The sequence below is a fragment of the Vibrio sp. 99-70-13A1 genome, from assembly GCF_013114625.1.
Taxonomy (GTDB): Bacteria; Pseudomonadota; Gammaproteobacteria; order Enterobacterales; family Vibrionaceae; genus Vibrio.
This window is the reverse complement of the sequence record NZ_VTXD01000021.1, coordinates 128868-145772: the sequence shown is the minus strand read 5'-3', so window position 1 is coordinate 145772 and position 16905 is coordinate 128868. Positions and strand designations below refer to the sequence as shown.

At 40.7% G+C, this 16905-nt stretch carries 15 protein-coding genes; 6 read left to right on the top strand and 9 right to left on the bottom strand.

Annotated features, from left to right (window positions below; all coding sequences use genetic code 11):
- The first annotated feature begins 74 nt into the window (after window positions 1–74).
- Window positions 75–581: a transcription/translation regulatory transformer protein RfaH gene (gene rfaH, locus F0226_RS14120; RefSeq protein ID WP_171736235.1), complete on the top strand. Its 507-nt coding sequence runs from the start codon at window positions 75–77 to the stop codon at window positions 579–581.
- A gap of 97 nt (window positions 582–678) precedes the next feature.
- On the opposite strand, the gene asnB is transcribed toward rfaH, so the two are convergent.
- The 4 genes from asnB to nagA form a co-directional block, all read right to left on the bottom strand.
- Window positions 679–2343 (bottom strand): asparagine synthase B, encoded by a 1665-nt coding sequence (gene asnB / locus F0226_RS14115; RefSeq protein WP_171736234.1) that lies wholly within the window; start codon window positions 2341–2343, stop codon window positions 679–681.
- A 234-nt stretch (window positions 2344–2577) separates the two neighbouring features.
- The gene (locus tag F0226_RS14110; RefSeq protein ID WP_171736233.1) at window positions 2578–4164 is read right to left on the bottom strand and encodes a cation:proton antiporter family protein; all 1587 of its coding nucleotides are present in this window, start codon (window positions 4162–4164) and stop codon (window positions 2578–2580) included.
- Window positions 4165–4244: 80 nt separating this feature from the next.
- A complete protein-coding gene (locus F0226_RS14105) occupies window positions 4245–5459 on the bottom strand; it encodes an ROK family protein (protein WP_137374762.1) in 1215 nt (404 codons plus the stop codon).
- 2 nt (window positions 5460–5461) lie between these two features.
- Window positions 5462–6598: an N-acetylglucosamine-6-phosphate deacetylase gene (gene nagA, locus F0226_RS14100; protein ID WP_171736232.1), complete on the bottom strand. Its 1137-nt coding sequence runs from the start codon at window positions 6596–6598 to the stop codon at window positions 5462–5464.
- 476 nt (window positions 6599–7074) lie between these two features.
- On the opposite strand from nagA, the gene nagE reads away from it, so the two are divergent.
- Together nagE and glnS are read left to right on the top strand one after the other, a co-directional pair.
- Window positions 7075–8634: an N-acetylglucosamine-specific PTS transporter subunit IIBC gene (gene nagE, locus F0226_RS14095; RefSeq protein WP_171736231.1), complete on the top strand. Its 1560-nt coding sequence runs from the start codon at window positions 7075–7077 to the stop codon at window positions 8632–8634.
- A 302-nt stretch (window positions 8635–8936) separates the two neighbouring features.
- Entirely contained in the window at window positions 8937–10604 is a 1668-nt protein-coding gene (gene glnS, locus F0226_RS14090; RefSeq protein WP_171736230.1) for a glutamine--tRNA ligase, read from the top strand.
- A gap of 105 nt (window positions 10605–10709) precedes the next feature.
- On the opposite strand, the gene fcrX is transcribed toward glnS, so the two are convergent.
- Window positions 10710–11159 carry a ferric iron uptake transcriptional regulator FcrX gene (fcrX, locus tag F0226_RS14085; RefSeq protein WP_171736229.1) on the bottom strand — a complete coding sequence of 150 codons (450 nt, stop codon included), beginning with the start codon at window positions 11157–11159 and terminating at the stop codon, window positions 10710–10712.
- A gap of 212 nt (window positions 11160–11371) precedes the next feature.
- On the opposite strand from fcrX, the gene F0226_RS14080 reads away from it, so the two are divergent.
- The gene (locus F0226_RS14080; protein WP_171736228.1) at window positions 11372–11878 is read left to right on the top strand and encodes a DUF4442 domain-containing protein; all 507 of its coding nucleotides are present in this window, start codon (window positions 11372–11374) and stop codon (window positions 11876–11878) included.
- A gap of 60 nt (window positions 11879–11938) precedes the next feature.
- On the opposite strand, the gene fldA is transcribed toward F0226_RS14080, so the two are convergent.
- The 3 genes from fldA to F0226_RS14065 all read right to left on the bottom strand — a co-directional run bounded on the left by fldA (window position 11939) and on the right by F0226_RS14065 (window position 13641).
- Window positions 11939–12472, bottom strand: a complete 534-nt coding sequence (gene fldA / locus F0226_RS14075) for a flavodoxin FldA (protein WP_009847329.1) — start codon at window positions 12470–12472, stop codon at window positions 11939–11941.
- Window positions 12473–12526: 54 nt separating this feature from the next.
- Window positions 12527–12748 carry a DUF2788 domain-containing protein gene (locus F0226_RS14070; protein ID WP_137374755.1) on the bottom strand — a complete coding sequence of 74 codons (222 nt, stop codon included), beginning with the start codon at window positions 12746–12748 and terminating at the stop codon, window positions 12527–12529.
- Window positions 12749–12879: 131 nt separating this feature from the next.
- Window positions 12880–13641 (bottom strand): alpha/beta fold hydrolase, encoded by a 762-nt coding sequence (locus F0226_RS14065; protein ID WP_171736227.1) that lies wholly within the window; start codon window positions 13639–13641, stop codon window positions 12880–12882.
- 92 nt (window positions 13642–13733) lie between these two features.
- On the opposite strand from F0226_RS14065, the gene seqA reads away from it, so the two are divergent.
- Complete coding sequence (seqA, locus tag F0226_RS14060; RefSeq protein WP_171736226.1) at window positions 13734–14276, top strand: replication initiation negative regulator SeqA; 543 nt, start codon at window positions 13734–13736, stop codon at window positions 14274–14276.
- A 92-nt stretch (window positions 14277–14368) separates the two neighbouring features.
- Complete coding sequence (pgm, locus tag F0226_RS14055; RefSeq protein WP_171736225.1) at window positions 14369–16015, top strand: phosphoglucomutase (alpha-D-glucose-1,6-bisphosphate-dependent); 1647 nt, start codon at window positions 14369–14371, stop codon at window positions 16013–16015.
- A gap of 117 nt (window positions 16016–16132) precedes the next feature.
- On the opposite strand, the gene F0226_RS14050 is transcribed toward pgm, so the two are convergent.
- Entirely contained in the window at window positions 16133–16891 is a 759-nt protein-coding gene (locus F0226_RS14050; RefSeq protein WP_171736224.1) for a DUF1853 family protein, read from the bottom strand.
- Window positions 16892–16905 lie beyond the last annotated feature (14 nt).

Genomic DNA, 16905 nt, shown 5'->3' with positions numbered 1-16905 from the left:
AAATTATTCAGATACGTCATTCTGTATAGTTGGTGGTGTTAAATAGAATATAAATAAATAAATGGCTTAGATATATGAAACGTTGGTATTTACTATACTGCAAGCGTGGAGATCAATGCAGAGCAAAATTACACTTAGAAAACCAAAATATAGAGTGTTTTTATCCTCAAATTGATGTCAAAAAAACAGTAAGAGGAAAGCAAAAGGTCGTTCAAGAACCGCTATTTCCTTCTTACATGTTTGTCCGCTTTGATTATGAGAACGGTCCGAGTTTTACGACTATCCGTTCTACAAGAGGTGTCGTAGACTTTATTCAATTTGGGTCCGTACCTTATGAAGTACAAGGTGATCTGCTTTATGAACTTAAGCAGTTAGAAAAAAAAGAAAAGCTTTCTTGTTCGGAATTAAATATATCACCAACCTGTGGTGATATGGTTAAGGTAACGAATGGACAGTTTGCTGGAATGGAAGCGCTATACCAAGAAAAAGATGGTGAAATGCGCTCGATTATTCTGGTTAAAATGATTAGTCAGGTGGTTCCAGTGATCGTTGAAAATCATAATTTAGCATTTGCATGCTAACATTCCATTCGTAATGAATATTGACTAACAGTGTAAGTTTCAAATATAAAAAAGGCGCTTTTAATAAGCGCCTTTTGTATTTTTAATGAATAAAACTTTAGTAAGCGTCGTTATGAACGGCTTGAACGGCACGACCTGATGGGTCAACACAGTTTTTGAATGATTCATCCCACTCAATTGCTTTCGCTGATGAGCAAGCTACTGATGGACCGCCAGGAACACATTCTGCTGCCGATTCAAGAGGGAATAACTCAGCAAAAATTTCACGATAAGCATAACCCTCCTTCGTTGTTGGAGTGTTGTAAGGGAATCGGAAAGCTGCTGTTTCTAGCTGTTGATCCGTTACCTTTTCTTCAGCGGTTGCTTTTAGTGTATCAATCCACTCATAGCCAACACCGTCTGAGAACTGCTCTTTTTGACGCCATGCAATTGAGTCTGGTAAGTAGTCTTCGAAACACTCACGTAGAATGTGTTTTTCCATCTTACCGTTTCCACACATTTTATCTTCAGGGTTCAGGCGCATAGCAACATCGATAAATTCTTTATCTAAGAATGGTACTCGACCTTCTACACCCCAAGCGGCAAGTGACTTGTTAGCACGAGCACAGTCAAACATGTTTAATGCTAGAAGCTTACGTACTGTTTCTTCGTGGAATTCTTGAGCATTTGGCGCTTTGTGGAAATACAGATAACCACCAAAGATTTCATCAGCACCCTCACCAGAAAGTACCATCTTAATACCCATCGCTTTGATCTTACGAGCAAGTAGGTACATAGGAGTTGAGGCTCGGATTGTCGTAACATCGTAAGTCTCAATGTGATAAATAACATCACGGATTGCATCCAGACCTTCTTGAATTGTGTACGTCATCTCATGGTGAACGGTACCAATTTTATCTGCGACTTCACGAGCTGCAATCAGATCTGGAGCATTTTCTAGACCAACCGCAAAAGAGTGCAATTGTGGCCACCAAGCTTCAGATTGCTCATCGTCTTCAATTCGCATAGCAGCATAACGTTTAGCTACTGCTGAAGTGATTGATGAGTCAAGACCACCAGATAGAAGCACACCGTAAGGAACATCTGTCATTAGCTGGCGTTTAACTGCGGCTTCTAGTGCTTCAGTTAGTTCTTCTTTGTTAGTGCTGTTGCCTTGAACCGCTGCATATTCATTCCAATCACGAGTGTAGTAACGTTGTGGTTCAGCGTCTTTTGAGCTGTAGAAACTACCTGGGGGGAATTCACTTACTGTTTTACATACCGGCACTAGTGCTTTCATTTCTGAAGCAATGTAGTAGTTACCGTTTTCATCGTAGCCTTGATAAAGAGGAATGATACCGATGTGGTCACGACCTACTAAATACTCATCTTTTTCTTCATCGTAAAGTACGAAAGCAAAAATACCATTCAATTCTTCTAGAAGATCGGCACCCATTTCTTGGTAAAGCGCTAGGATAACTTCACAATCTGAATCAGTTTGGAATTGATACTTATCTTCATATCGTGCACGAAGTTCTTTGTGATTATAGATTTCACCATTTACTGCAAGGATGTGTTTTTTATCTTGGCTGTAAAGAGGTTGTGCACCACTATTTAAGCCAACGATAGCAAGACGTTCGTGAGCTAAAATTGCTTTCTCACCAGCATAAATACCAGACCAATCTGGACCACGATGACGTAATTTTTTAGACATCTCAAGAGCAACAGGGCGAAGTGCTGCAGCATCACTTTTAATATCAAGAATGCCAAATACTGAACACATAAAACTTCCTTTTAAATAATTTCTAATCAACTGTATTCAATTTGCCATTCTGACTAAAAAAAGCAACCAAATATCAGGAAAATAATTATTTTAAAGACGTTTGATTAGATATTTTTTAATTAAATCTCGGTTTTATTAGATTAAATCTATTTATCGTTCGTGAGCTGAACAAATACCTCTAAAATTATTCCAAAAAGGTAAATTAAAGAGGTATTTTAATTAGGACATTAAGACCTAAAACTTAATGATTTGTGGTTGGAGTTGGTCACAGACATGTCGAGCAAAACCGCTACCAGCTTCGCTGTAGATATTAAATGCTGCATCTACTCCCTGCTCTTTTAGGGAATCCAGCTGGTCTTGGTACTCTGCGATAGCCGCAATTTGTCCTTTAAATTGTCGAGATTGAAGTTGCTCTAAAGCGATTTGATTACCTTGGTGATGTGGCATCGCTAGAATAACGAGCTTCACATTCGCGGTATCAAGTATACGTTCCCAAAAATCAGGATCGGTTGCATCGCCTGTTATGACGTTTCGACCATGGCTTCTATGAACATGAGCTCCTTCTTCACGGACTTCGACACCCAAGCTTACTTTTCCATAGCGAGACCTTAATTCGTCATAAGCTCCGGTGCCAATTCGCCCCATACCTAAGATTAAAACCTGGGCATGACCTGGGTCGATTAATTGATCTCGTTGGTTTAGATTTTCAGCCGCGTGCTCTTTTAGCCATTTCCCTGATTGTTGGTAAAGTTTATGGCCAGCTCTATTTAGCGGGGCAGCAATAAGGAAGGAAAGGGAAACTGCAATTGCCACAGCAACAAGTATATCGCCAGACATCCAGCCCATTTTAAAAGCAAGCCCACCAACAATTAACCCAAATTCGCTGTAGTTAAATAATGATAGGGAAGCTAAAAGCGACGTTCGAACTCTGAATTTAAACTTATTGAGAACCCAAAAATAGAGAATGCCTTTTATTGGAAGCAGTAATAAGAATAGAAGAGCAAGTACAAAGCCTTGAACTGTAGGTTGATCCGATAGCCCTATATTTAAGAAGAAACAAACTAGGAATAATTCTTTGAGGTTGAATAGCGATTTAGACAGTTCTGAGGCTTTAGAGTGACCTGCCAGTAGCATACCTAGAACGAGTGCACCTAAATCGGCTTTCATCCCTACTAATTCGAACAACCCAGCACCGACCACTAAGGCAAAGAAGATACCAAATAGAACTAACATCTCCCCATGTCCGACCCAGTCTAATATTTTGTAAAAAATAGGGCGTAGAAGTGGAAGTGCAAATAAGGCAATAGCGTACCACTCAGGAATCTTCCCTGTTGAGGCAGTCAGGAAGATCACGGCAAAGATATCTTGCATGACAAGAATACCAATCGCTAATGTTCCGTACGTAGCATTCATTTCACCTTTTTCTTGTAGCGATTTGACAGCAAAAACAGTACTAGAGAAAGAAAGCGCAAAGCCAAGTAGAACAATTTGTTCTACGGACATATTAACTAGGGCGGAAACACCAAGAAATTTAAATGCAAACAAAGCTAGGGCAAAAAAGAGGGTAGAAAGTAGGTTATGTACTGTTGCCCCAGCCCAGATTTCTTTGGAGAGAAGAGTTTTAATGTCGAGCTTCAAACCAATGGTAAAGAGCAAGAGGGTAACACCTAAGTCAGACAGAGTAATGATGGTGTCATTGGTTTGAAACCCTGCCGCATATAACCCAAACCCTGCGAGTAAAAAACCCACAAGAGGAGGAAGATGGCACTTAAGAGCGATGAAACCAGCTATAAACGCTGTTGATATAAGAATGAGTTCCATGAGTTATTATTGTTGTTCCCTAGCTTAAAAAAACGGGCCGTGTTTATACAAACACGACCCGTGAGTAATCAGATAATAGTTTAACCTTCGAGTAACTTCTGCAGTAAAACGCCATTAAGCATTGCGCGTTTAATCATAGCAAAAGCGCCCATTGTCGGATGTTTGTCGATTTCAGATGCTACAATAGGTAATCCGCTATGGAAAGCCGTTAACGATTGATTCTCTACATTACGTCTTATAGCCGGGAAAACAATGTCTTGAGCGTGAGTTATATCACCTGCAATAATAACCTTTTGAGGGTTAAACAAGTTTATAGTCATCGCAATTGCTTTTCCAAGTTGATTGCCTACACGCACTAAGCTTTGCTTCGCAAGCTCATCGCCGTTTAGTGCATGCTCACAAACATCGTGGATAGTTATTGTATCCAGTTCAGTTAATGAAGACTCATAACCTTGTTTAATAAGCTTTCTAACTCGATCAATGATGGCAGGGTTTGCGGCTACTGTTTCTAGGCAACCAAAATTACCACACTGGCATTGTTCGCCTAGCGGATCGATCTGAATATGACCGATTTCACCGACATTTCGATTGAACCCAAGAAATACTTGACCATTCACAATGATTCCAGCACCAGTTCCTCGGTGAACGCTCACTAAAATTGAATCTTGGCAATCTTTACTCGAACCAAAGTAGTGCTCAGCTAGAGCCATCCCACGAACATCATTCCCAACAAAGCAAGCTACGTGGAATGTATCTCGAATAATATCGCCCATTGCGAGGTTATCAATGTCAGTGTTTGGCATGTATTCAACCACGCCAGTTGTTGGGTTAACTAGCCCTGGAAGGGTAATACCGATAGCAATCAGTTGATCAATGTAAATTTGGTTTGCATCAATGAATGATTTTAAGTGATTAACCAGACCCTGTGTAAGGTCAGATTGATTGGTGTAATCCAGTTCTTGTTGGGAGAAGGCGAGTTCTTTTCCGCCTAAATTATATAAGCTGAATTGAATGTAATCTCGACCAAGTCTCACGGCGATTGAGTGAAATGGCTCAACTTCCGTAGTCAGAGAAATAGCGCGCCTACCGCCGGTAGACGCTTGCTGCGCGACCTCTTTTATTAGACCGCGTTCTAATAGTTGGCGGGTAATTTTTGTAACACTAGCAGGTGCTAGTTGACTTACATCAGCTACTTGTATGCGACTGATAGGACCTTGTTGGTCAATCAGCCGATATACAGCTGCACTATTTAGTTGTTTAACTAAATCTACGTTACCTATTTGTCCGCCATTCATTATTAATTGTGCTCGTATTGTCCGTTAACAACAGTCGCTTGAACATTAAAGTCACGGTCAAAAACAGCTAGGTTAGCTACAAGGCCTTTTTTAATTCGACCAAGTTTGCTTTCCACACCGATTGCCTTTGCAGGGTATAAAGTAGCCATGCGTAGAGCTTCGTCCAAAGCGATACCAGCGTGCTCGACAGTGTTCTGTACTGCTTCGATCATGGTCAAAGCTGAGCCGCCTAGTGTGCCGTTTTCATCAACACACTTACCATCACGGTAATATACTTTCTTACCGACAAAAATAAAGTATTCCATGTCAGCGCCTGCAGGAGCTGTGGCATCGGTCACTAATACGAGCTTTTCACCTTTGATTTTATGTGCAATTCGGATGTTTGCGTAATCAACGTGGAAGCCATCAGCAATAATACCCGCATAAACTTCTGGTGTATCGTAGATAGCACCGACAACACCTGGTTCGCGTCCAACCATTGGGGTCATCGCATTAAAAAGGTGTGTGGCGAAAGTGATGCCTGATTCAAAGCCTTGACGCGCTTCTGCATAAGTAGCATTTGTGTGACCAATTGATACTACAACGCCAGCTTTGCTTAGACGTTCGATATGCTCAGGATCATTTTGCTCAGGAGCCAGAGTAACCTTAGTCACAAGATCGCTGTTTTCACAGATAAGGCTGATCATTTCGCTATCAGATTTACGAATATGATCTACGCTGTGAATACCTTTTTTAGCAACATTTAGGTAAGGACCTTCAAGGTGTAAGCCTAAAGATTGGTTCTGGTACTTGTTGTGGTACTCACGAGCCGCAACAATAACGGCGCGCATATCTTCATCCGAAGAGGTGATAAGCGTTGGTAGGAAGCTAGTACAACCTGATTGAAGGTTCGCTTTGTGCATTATCTGCATGGTGTCAGCTGTGATTTCATCGTTCAGCATAACGCCGCCACAACCATTAAGCTGCAGGTCGATAAATCCAGGGCTTAAATTAGCACCATTCAGATCTTGGATGACGATGTCTTTTGGTAAATCAGAGACAGGGCAGACTGATTTTATAAGTTCATTTTCAATGATAACGGCATGATCCGTTAAAATGTCACTACCAGTATAGATTTTACAGTTACTTAGCGCATACATAGTCAGCTAATCCTTATTTCGAGAGATCTTTAAATTTATATACATCACGTAAATATGGACTTAGTTTTCGAACATCATTTACGTAACGATTTATCTTTCTAGCAAGCGACCGAATGAATGGGGCGCTAATTTAAATGGTTGAAAAACATAACAAATATTGTTTTATTCTGTGCTAATTATAGGTATTGCTAATAGACGTTGATATGGTGGGTTACCACTGTTCAAGCAAGGAAAGTGCAATACATCATGACTGAAATTTTAACTACAAATGTTCATTTTTTTGAATGATAAAATAAGTTTTATGATCTCGCTAGCAAAAACCTTGATATTTGGCAAAAACTGGTGATTAGGATCACAAATGGTAAGCTTTTAATTTGCGGAGCAAAATTAATGCAATACACTGAATAGGACTAAATTGAGCGACTAAAATAAGTTTCTCAAACGAATTCTAAAAATCCTATAGGGGGAAACAACAAGTGAATATTCTAGGATATGCACAGAAGCTGGGTAAGGCATTAATGCTACCTATCGCAACGCTTCCAATTGCGGCGCTTCTATTACGTTTGGGTCAAGGCGATCTACTTGATATTCCATTTATGGCAGAAGCTGGTGGCGCAATTTTTGGCAACCTTCCACTGCTATTTGGTCTAGGTATCGCGATTGGCTTATCTAAAGATGGTAACGGCGCAGCAGGTCTTGCTGGTGCAGTTGCTTACTTCGTATTAACAGCTACAGCAACGACAATTAACGCAGACGTTAATATGTCATTCTTCGGTGGTATCTTTGCGGGTATCATTGCTGGTCACTCATACAACGCTTTCCATGCAACACGACTTCCTGAGTGGTTGGCATTCTTTGCCGGTAAACGTTTAGTACCAATCATGGCTGGTCTATTTGCACTTGTTGCAGGTGCTGTGTCTGGTGTGGTTTGGCCTGGTGTTCAGTCTGGTCTAGATTCACTAGCTCACGCAGTATCAACGTCTGGCGCTATCGGTCAATTCGTTTACGGTACTCTTAACCGTGCACTTATCCCTGTAGGTCTACACCATGTGTTGAACTCGTACTTCTGGTTCGGTATGGGTACATGTCAAGAAATCATCGTTGCTGGTCAAGGCGCATTCGCTAACATCACTCAACTTTGTATTGACCCTGCACTTGCTAAAACTCTAGTTGTTGGCCAAGAGCACACATTCACATTCGCTAACTCAGTAACTCCAGAGATTACTACTGTTGTTAAAGAAGTGACTGAAACAGTTAAATCTGGCGACCTACACCGTTTCTTCGGTGGCGATAAAGGCGCTGGCGTATTCATGAACGGTTTCTTCCCAGTAATGATGTTTGGTCTACCAGGTGCTGCTCTTGCAATGTACCTAGCTGCACCTGCTGAAAAACGTAGCCAAGTTGGTGGCGCACTGTTCTCAGTTGCATTCTGTTCATTCCTAACAGGTATCACAGAGCCGCTAGAATTCATGTTCGTATTCCTAGCTCCTGCTCTATACGCAATGCACGCAGTATTTACAGGTCTGTCTCTAGTCGTTGCTAACATGTTTGGTACTCTGCACGGTTTCGGTTTCTCTGCTGGTCTAATCGACTTCGTATTGAACTGGGGTCTAGCAACTAAACCATTCACTCTACTATTGATTGGCTTAGCATTCGGTGCTCTATACTTCTTCACTTTCTCTTTCGCAATCCGCGCTTTCAACTTGAAATCGCCAGGTCGTGAAGATGATGACGAAGCAGTAGCTGCTCCAGCTGGTGACGCTCCAAAAGGTGAAGTTGCACGTCAATACCTGAAAGCTCTAGGTGGTCACGAAAACCTAACTTCAATTGACGCATGTATCACACGTCTACGTCTAACTCTTAAAGACCGTTCAATCGCTGATGAAGCGGTACTTAAGAAATTAGGTGCAAAAGGTGTTGTTAAACTAGGTGAGAACAACCTTCAGGTTATCCTTGGCCCACTAGCTGAAATCGTTGCTGGCGAAATGAAAGCAATCGGTGCTGGTGAAGACCTATCTGATGTTAAACTTCCTTAGTTTCAATCACGCTTAACATAAGCCGTGTAAACTTTAAGAAGATTATTTTATAAAGCCTCCCTTGGGAGGCTTTTTTATTATCTCTGGATCAGACTGATTTGGTGCGTTCTTCAGCGAATAGCTGAATTAATCACAAGAATACGATGGTTCTTATTGTGTAAACCCGCAGAATTGTGGATGATTAGCGACAATGATCTTTCAAGCTTTACCTCCATTGAAAATGACATTAAGTCTGCGTGGGTAGGGAGAAGCTCGAAATCCAATTTTCTGACAATACTAAACCATATATAGAGGTGCTATAGATGAGTGAAGCTGAGGCTCGTCCATCGAATTTTATTCGCCAAATTATTGATAAAGATTTAGCGGATGGTAAACACACTAGCGTGCATACTCGTTTTCCGCCGGAGCCTAATGGCTACCTGCACATTGGTCACGCTAAGTCTATTTGCTTAAACTTTGGTATTGCTCAGGACTATCAGGGGCAATGTAATCTACGTTTCGATGATACAAACCCTGAGAAAGAAGACGTTGAATACGTTGAGTCAATTAAGAATGATGTGAGCTGGTTAGGCTTTGAATGGGCTGGTGATATTTGTTATTCATCAAACTACTTCGATACGCTTTATAACTACGCTGTTGAATTAATTAATAAAGGCTTAGCGTATGTTGATGAGCTAAGTCCTGAGCAGATCCGTGAATACCGTGGCACTCTAAAAGAGCCTGGTAAAGCGAGTCCATACCGTGATCGTAGCCCTGAAGAGAACCTAGCGCTTTTTGAAAAAATGCGTGATGGTGACTTCAAAGAAGGTACAGCGTGTCTGCGTGCAAAGATTGATATGAGTTCTTCATTCATGGTTATGCGTGATCCTGTGATTTACCGCGTACGTTTTGCACATCACCACCAAACCGGTGACAAGTGGTGCATTTACCCAATGTACGACTTCACGCATTGTATTTCTGATGCATTAGAAGGGATTACTCATTCTATTTGTACATTAGAATTCCAAGACAACCGTCGTTTATACGATTGGGTTTTGGATAACATCACAATTGAATGTCAGCCTCGCCAATACGAGTTTAGCCGTCTAAACCTTGAATATACGGTTATGTCTAAACGTAAGCTGAATCAACTGGTTGTAGAAAACTTAGTTGAAGGCTGGGATGACCCACGTATGCCTACTATTTCTGGTTTACGTCGTCGTGGTTTCACTTCAGCTTCAATTCGTGAGTTCTGTAAACGTATTGGTGTAACGAAACAGGAAAACATGATTGAATTTGGTTCTCTAGAATCTTGTATTCGTGATGACCTAAACGAAAACGCACCTCGTGCAATGGCTGTACTTGATCCAATCAAAGTAGTTATTGAAAACTTTGAACAAGACCAAGTTGAAACCCTGACAGTTTCTAACCACCCAAACAATCCAGAAATGGGGACTCGTGAAGTTCCATTCACCCGTGAAATTTGGATTGAACGTGATGACTTCCGCGAAGAAGCAAATAAGAAGTACAAGCGTTTGGTTCTTGGTAAGGAAGTTCGTCTACGTGGTGCTTACGTAATTAAAGCTGAACGTATCGAAAAAGATGCTGAAGGCAACATTACAACGATCTTCTGTTCTTACGATAACGAAACATTAGGTAAGAACCCTGCTGATGGTCGTAAAGTGAAAGGCGTTATTCATTGGGTATCTGCTGATAAAGCATTACCTGCTGAAATTCGTTTATATGATCGCTTGTTTACTGTCGCTAATCCTGCAGCTGCGGATAACTTTGCAGAAACTCTTAACCCAGATTCATTAGTGAAACTAAATGGATTTGTTGAATCGAGTTTAGGGCAAGCGAAAGCAGAGCAAGGTTTCCAGTTTGAACGTACTGGCTACTTCTGTGTCGATAATAAAGAATCAACCTCGGATAAGTTAGTCTTTAATCGAACGGTTGGTTTACGTGACACTTGGGGAAAAGCTGAAGGGTAAAACTTTAGCTTGAACTGAATGTTCATTAGAAAAAATGCCAGCAATTGCTGGCATTTTTATTATTTGACGTATTGAGCTTAAAGCTGAATCAGCATCGAACCGTTATTATTTTTTTGGTTTGTGTGCGTCTGGGTTGCCTTTACAGTCACCACTTAAGCTTTTTCCGTAAAGGTATAAGCTATGGTTTGTTAGGTGAACATTGTAACGCTCAGCAATTTCTTTTTGACGTTCTTCAATAAGGTCATCTGAAAACTCAATTACAGCACCACAGTCTAGACACACAAGGTGATCGTGGTGATGTTGAGTCGATAGTTCAAATACAGATTTACCGCCTTCAAAATGGTGACGGGTAACAATACCAGCATCATCGAATTGGTTTAATACGCGATACACTGTAGCTAGACCAATTTCTTCTCCTAAATCGATCAGCTTTTTATACAAATCCTCAGCACTAATATGTTGGCAATCTGGTTGTTGTAATACTTCTAGAATTTTTAGCCTTGGAAGAGTGACTTTAAGTCCTGCATCTTTTAGCGCTTGATTATTGTCTGACATATACTTTCCTGTTGATGATCTGCAGCAATTAACAGAATTCAATATTCCTATCATTATAGGTCACTCAGTGATAACAATAAACCACGAAGTTCAAAGGGTTACTAGTTAGTTTGATAATATGGTTTTGTAAAATAGAGGTATCTCACTTATAGTGGAGGTATGACCAGTTTTGCTGGGTGTGTTTTACCTTTCGATAGACATGGAATGTCGTTATGAACAAGCGATTAGCGAAGATATATAAACCCGGTATTGTCACTTTTGCCCTTAATATTTGGCCACCTTTTTGGGGGGCTGGCATAAAAATTTTAAATATCAGCGAAGATTTTAGAGTTGTGAATATGCGTTTAAAATTACGCTGGTGGAATAAAAATGCTAATCGGACCCAGTATGGGGGAAGTATTTTTTCGCTGACCGATCCCGTTTATTCATTAATGTTAATGGGAATACTTGGCGAGCAATACTACGTTTGGGATAAAGAAGCGAGTATCAACTTTATCAAGCCAGGGCAGTCTGACTTATATGCAGACTTTGAGGTAACCCAAGGTCAACTCGAAGAGATTTACAGTAAAACGACTTCAGGTGATAAGTGTTTTCCTGAATTCATCATTCATATAAAAGATAAAGATGGGAATGTTGTCTCTGAGGTGCAGAGAAAGCTGTACGTAAGAAAGAAACCTCAGTTTCGAGAGCAAGATGTAGATACGATTGCCGAAGTTTAAGTTACTGAATATAAAAAAGCCTCCCAATTAGGAGGCTTTTAAAATAATTAAAAAGACAAATTAGTCTTCAAGTTCTGCTAAGCACATCTCTTCGTGGATTTGTTTAACCCAGTTAGATACACGCTCGTCAGTAAGTTCAGGTTGACGATCTTCATCAATACAAAGACCTACAAATTGGCTGTCATCGCCTTCAACTAAACCTTTTGATGCTTCAAACTCATAACCTTCAGTTGAAGTATGACCAAGGATAGTTCCGCCTTTAGCTTCAACGATATCACGAATAGTGCCCATCGCATCACAGAAGTACTCAGCGTAATCTTCTTGGTCACCACAACCAAAAATAGCAACAAGCTTAGTTGAGAAATCAATAGCTTCAAGTTCAGGGAAAAAGTCGTCCCAATCACATTGTGCTTCGCCGTAGTACCACGTTGGGATACCTAGCAGTAGTAGATCGAAATTATCGATGTCTTCTTTACTGCTTTTAGCAATGTCTTGAACTTGAACGAGCTGTTTGCCCAACTGCTTTTGAATCATCTTAGCAACAGCTTCAGTGTTACCTGTATCGCTACCAAAGAAGAGACCTACACTTGCCATAGAATAATTACCTTTAATTGTGTCTGTTGTTGGTGATAGTAGGAGTCAGGAGGATCAACCGATCCCTGTCCCTTCCCAACTGAGCTGGATTAGCCCTTTAGCTATAAACCCTGCACATCCTAGAAAGAGCACTAACCATACGATTCGACGCCCAAAAACGGGAACATTGCCTTGTTTTAGAACATCTTTAATTGCCATCCCGATCAAGAAAAAGATCCCGGCAAATAAAAGGTCTAACCCAATAGATTCAATGACGTTTATGTAGTCGTAAAGCATGGGATCCCTATATACCAATTTTGCTTGCGAGCACTATATCATTCTTAAACAATAAAGTTAATGCGCTGTTGTAACCAAGTTCGCAATATCATGCATCAATATGGTCTTAGTTTTCCATTAAATTATCGCTTTCAAACAATAAACTTTCTGATGGCACGAAGTACTTCAGCCGGCTTTTCTGCGTGTAGCCAATGTCCAGTATTTGCAATGACATGAGCTTTTGCATTTGAGAACTGTGCCTGAATGGAGGATTGGTGCTCGTGGGTTAAATAATCTGAGTTGCCGCCTTTTATAAATAAAGTACGTGTAGCTGATGCAGGTATTGGTTCCCAACCGATGATTTGGTCATAATTAGATAGCAATGAGCAGACATTAAAGCGCCATTCCATAACACCATGATCATTTTTGAATAAAGATTTAGTTAAAAACTGGCGCACACCATCAATTTCGATGTGGTTCTTAAGAATATTCAATGCTTCTGAGCGAGAGCGGGGCTTTTCTTCGATAACAGCTTGTAAGCCAGAAAACACGTTATCGTGTCGTCGTTGCTGGTAAGCGACAGGAGCCATATCTAAAACAACTAATTGTTTAATTGTTACTAGTTGAGTCAAAGCCATGGCGACTTTTCCGCCCATAGAGTGCCCTATGATGGTAACGTTAGTCAGTTTAAGTACGTCGAGTAGATTGGCGACGTCACGTGCCATTTCAAAGTAATTATGCTGCTCGCTATGGAAAGATTGTCCATGGTTTCTTAGATCAATACTCAGCACTTGGTGATCATTTCTTAGATCCCTCGCAAGAAGCCCAAGGTTGTCTAAATTACCGAATAAACCGTGGATCAAAACAATGGTGTGACCTTCACCTTCTATTTTATAGTTGAGCTGTGCTGACATTTTATCTTATTCATGGTGGGTTTATCGTAGAGTATCCTCGCGGATCTCGCTATAATCCCTCAGAGTTTAAACATTGAGATTGTGAAAAGCGAATGAAAACAATTGAGGTTGATGAGGACCTATACCGTTATATTGCGGGTCAGACAGAACATATTGGCGAAAGCGCTTCAGATATTCTGCGTCGCTTATTGAAAATTGATAGTCAAGGTGAACTTAATCCTGTTGAGGAAGTAGTTGAACCTAAAGGAATTATTGTTAGCAAAGATGTTGGTTTTACACCAGCGAAGCTAGATGGCGTTAAAGAAATGCGCTCGCTTTTGATTTCAGATGAATTTGCGTCTCTTAAAAAAGCGATCGATCGATTCATGTTGGTTTTATCAACTTTATACAAAATCGACCCGAGTAGCTTTTCTGAAGCATCTCAAGTGAAAGGTCGCAAGCGTGTATATTTTGCTGAAAATGAAGAAACGCTTTTAGCTAATGGCAACACGACGAAACCAAAAGCTATTCCATGCAGTAACTTTTGGGTGATCACCAACAATAATACAAGTCGTAAGAGACAAATGGTTGATCAGCTAATGAGTCGAATGAATTTCCAAGCAGAATTGATAGAAAAAGTAACAGGTTCAATTTAAAGAAATCTGATTTAAACCTCATAATGTCCCTTAAATAGTCGATATTATGAGGTTTTTTTGTTTTTAAATTTTATATATAAGGATGTCAAAAAATGGCTATGCACCCTCGTGCTGGGCAAAAAGCTCAGCAGGAAGATCTTCATAATATCCCGGCTTTAGTAGCGAACTATTTTTTACAGCAACCGGATGCGACTAACCCAGATCATAGAGTTCTTTTTGGTACTTCAGGTCACCGTGGTACAGCAGACAAATCAACATTTAACGAAAACCATATTCTTGCAATCGCACAAGCTGTTGCGGAAGTTAGAGCAGAGCAGGGTACGACTGGACCACTTTTCTTAGGTAAAGATACACACGCCCTTTCGGAGCCTGCGTTTTCTACAGTCATTGAAGTGTTAGTGGCAAATGGTGTTGAAGTTATAATTCAAGAAAATAACGGTTTCACCCCAACTCCTGGTGTGTCGCATGCAATTCTTACGTACAACTTAGTTAATGCTAAAAAAGCAGATGGTATTGTTATTACACCGTCTCATAACCCGCCTCAAGATGGTGGTATTAAATATAACCCAACGCACGGTGGACCTGCTGAGGCTGCGCTTACTCAAGCAATTGAAGACCGCGCAAATGTTATTATTGCTGAAGAAATGCAAGGTGTTAAACGCACGCCAATTGCGCAGGCTAAGCAATCTGAATTAGTGAAAGAAGTTGACCTTGTTGCTCCTTACGTAGCAGACCTTGTAAACGTAGTAGATATGGAAGCTATTCAGAAAGCGAACATCAAGATTGGTGTAGATCCACTTGGCGGCAGCGGCATTGATTACTGGCGTCAGATTGGTAAGGCATACAACTTAGATTTAACTTTGGTAAGTGAAGCGGTAGATCCTTCATTCCAATTCATGTCTTTAGATAAAGATGGTGTAGTTCGTATGGACTGTTCATCACCTTATGCAATGGCTGGTTTGTTGGCATTAAAAGATGAGTATGCTTTGGCTTTCGGCAATGATCCTGACTATGACCGTCACGGTATTGTTACTCCAAAAGGTTTAATGAACCCTAACCACTTCTTAGCGGTTTGTATTGATTACCTTTACCGCAACCGTGAAGGTTGGGGCAAGGATGTTGCCGTTGGTAAGACATTAGTTTCAAGTGCTTTGATTGACCGCGTTGTGGCTGATCTAGGTCGTGAACTGTGTGAAGTGCCAGTTGGTTTTAAATGGTTTGTCGATGGTTTGTATAACGGTCAATTTGGTTTTGGTGGTGAAGAAAGTGCTGGAGCGTCTTTCCTACGTAAAGATGGTACGCCTTGGTCTACAGATAAAGATGGTCTCATTCTTTGTCTACTTGCGGCTGAAATCACAGCGGTAACCGGTAAGAACCCACAAGAATACTACGAAGAGCTTGCCGCTAAACACGGTGAATCTAAGTACAACCGTATCCAAGCGGTAGCGAATGGTGCGCAAAAAGATGTACTTAAGAAGCTTTCGCCAGAGATGGTTTCAGCTGAAACACTTGCTGGTGATGCTATCACTGCTCGCTTGACTCATGCTCCTGGTAATGGCGCTGCAATCGGTGGACTTAAAGTGACGACGGAAAACGGTTGGTTTGCTGCACGTCCATCTGGCACAGAAGATATTTATAAGATTTACTGTGAAAGCTTTAAAGGTGAAGAACACCTGAAAGCAATTGAAGCAGAAGCGCAAGAGATCGTAAATCAAGTATTCGCTGCGGCAGGTCTGTAGTTGAAATTGATTCAGTAGCTCATTGAGTCGCTGCCTTCTTAAAGGGTTGATGTTAAAGCATCAGCCCTTTTTTATTGAGACGAGAATGCCTTAAAATCCTTTATATCTTTAAAAGCTTTAATTGTGGGGCCAACTTTCAGGCATAACAAACCAGAACTGCCCTGTATTAGTTTGAGCATGGATAAATCGCTCACCAAATTCTTTGATAGGTTCTCCGTCAAAATTGTCAGTTCCAGCAGCCCATTGGTCTTTATTTATTGGGTAGAGGGCTTCTTCAATTAAGTGAACTTGGCTTTTATAACACCAAAACCCATTAACTTGGCTGGGATTAATCTTATAGCCTAAACACTCAGTTGGAACACTCTGATCTAAGAATGGATTTATGTATAAACGACCTTGCATTAATAAATGTTCGGAGTTGGTTTTTAGCTCAGGATATTGTTCAACAAAGGCACTAGATGAAGACATCGCCAATTGATGGTTGAGCATTCTTTCAAGTTTTTTATCAAGCTGATCATGAGAGTTTGGCCCAAACCAAATATCTTCATGGAGTAAATAGAACTTAATCGCAACTTCCCAATGTTCCAGTAAATTAGACTTTTGATTCTCGACGATAAAGTCAATGGCGCCTAAAGTTCTGCCTTCAACATTAATTTGTATTTCATCTCGTTTGATCGAGTGACTAGGAGAGGTGTTAATCACTTGTTCACACAAGTGTTGATACAGAAAGCCAAGGCGAAGGTTCCCTTGGTAGGTATGTGTGTCATCCAATCTATGATTGCTCGAAAATACACTGAGATCTGATATTGGAGGCTTGAGCTCTAACAAAGGGGGAGAGTCGATGAGCCATTGATAAAAACGCTGTATTGGTGTCATGCTTTCCTCATAGA

Bases quoted from the DNA above. Each gene is read 5' to 3' on its own strand.
- fcrX (WP_171736229.1), bottom strand. From the start codon at position 11,159: ATGTCAGACAATAATCAAGCGCTAAAAGATGCAGGACTTAAAGTCACT.
- F0226_RS14080 (WP_171736228.1), top strand. From the start codon at position 11,372: ATGAACAAGCGATTAGCGAAGATATATAAACCCGGTATTGTCACTTTT.
- glnS (WP_171736230.1), top strand. From the start codon at position 8,937: ATGAGTGAAGCTGAGGCTCGTCCATCGAATTTTATTCGCCAAATTATT.
- rfaH (WP_171736235.1), top strand. From the start codon at position 75: ATGAAACGTTGGTATTTACTATACTGCAAGCGTGGAGATCAATGCAGA.
- pgm (WP_171736225.1), top strand. From the start codon at position 14,369: ATGGCTATGCACCCTCGTGCTGGGCAAAAAGCTCAGCAGGAAGATCTT.
- fldA (WP_009847329.1), bottom strand. From the start codon at position 12,472: ATGGCAAGTGTAGGTCTCTTCTTTGGTAGCGATACAGGTAACACTGAA.
- F0226_RS14110 (WP_171736233.1), bottom strand. From the start codon at position 4,164: ATGGAACTCATTCTTATATCAACAGCGTTTATAGCTGGTTTCATCGCT.
- F0226_RS14070 (WP_137374755.1), bottom strand. From the start codon at position 12,748: ATGCTTTACGACTACATAAACGTCATTGAATCTATTGGGTTAGACCTT.
- nagA (WP_171736232.1), bottom strand. From the start codon at position 6,598: ATGTATGCGCTAAGTAACTGTAAAATCTATACTGGTAGTGACATTTTA.
- F0226_RS14050 (WP_171736224.1), bottom strand. From the start codon at position 16,891: ATGACACCAATACAGCGTTTTTATCAATGGCTCATCGACTCTCCCCCT.
- seqA (WP_171736226.1), top strand. From the start codon at position 13,734: ATGAAAACAATTGAGGTTGATGAGGACCTATACCGTTATATTGCGGGT.
- F0226_RS14105 (WP_137374762.1), bottom strand. From the start codon at position 5,459: ATGAATGGCGGACAAATAGGTAACGTAGATTTAGTTAAACAACTAAAT.
- asnB (WP_171736234.1), bottom strand. From the start codon at position 2,343: ATGTGTTCAGTATTTGGCATTCTTGATATTAAAAGTGATGCTGCAGCA.
- F0226_RS14065 (WP_171736227.1), bottom strand. From the start codon at position 13,641: ATGTCAGCACAGCTCAACTATAAAATAGAAGGTGAAGGTCACACCATT.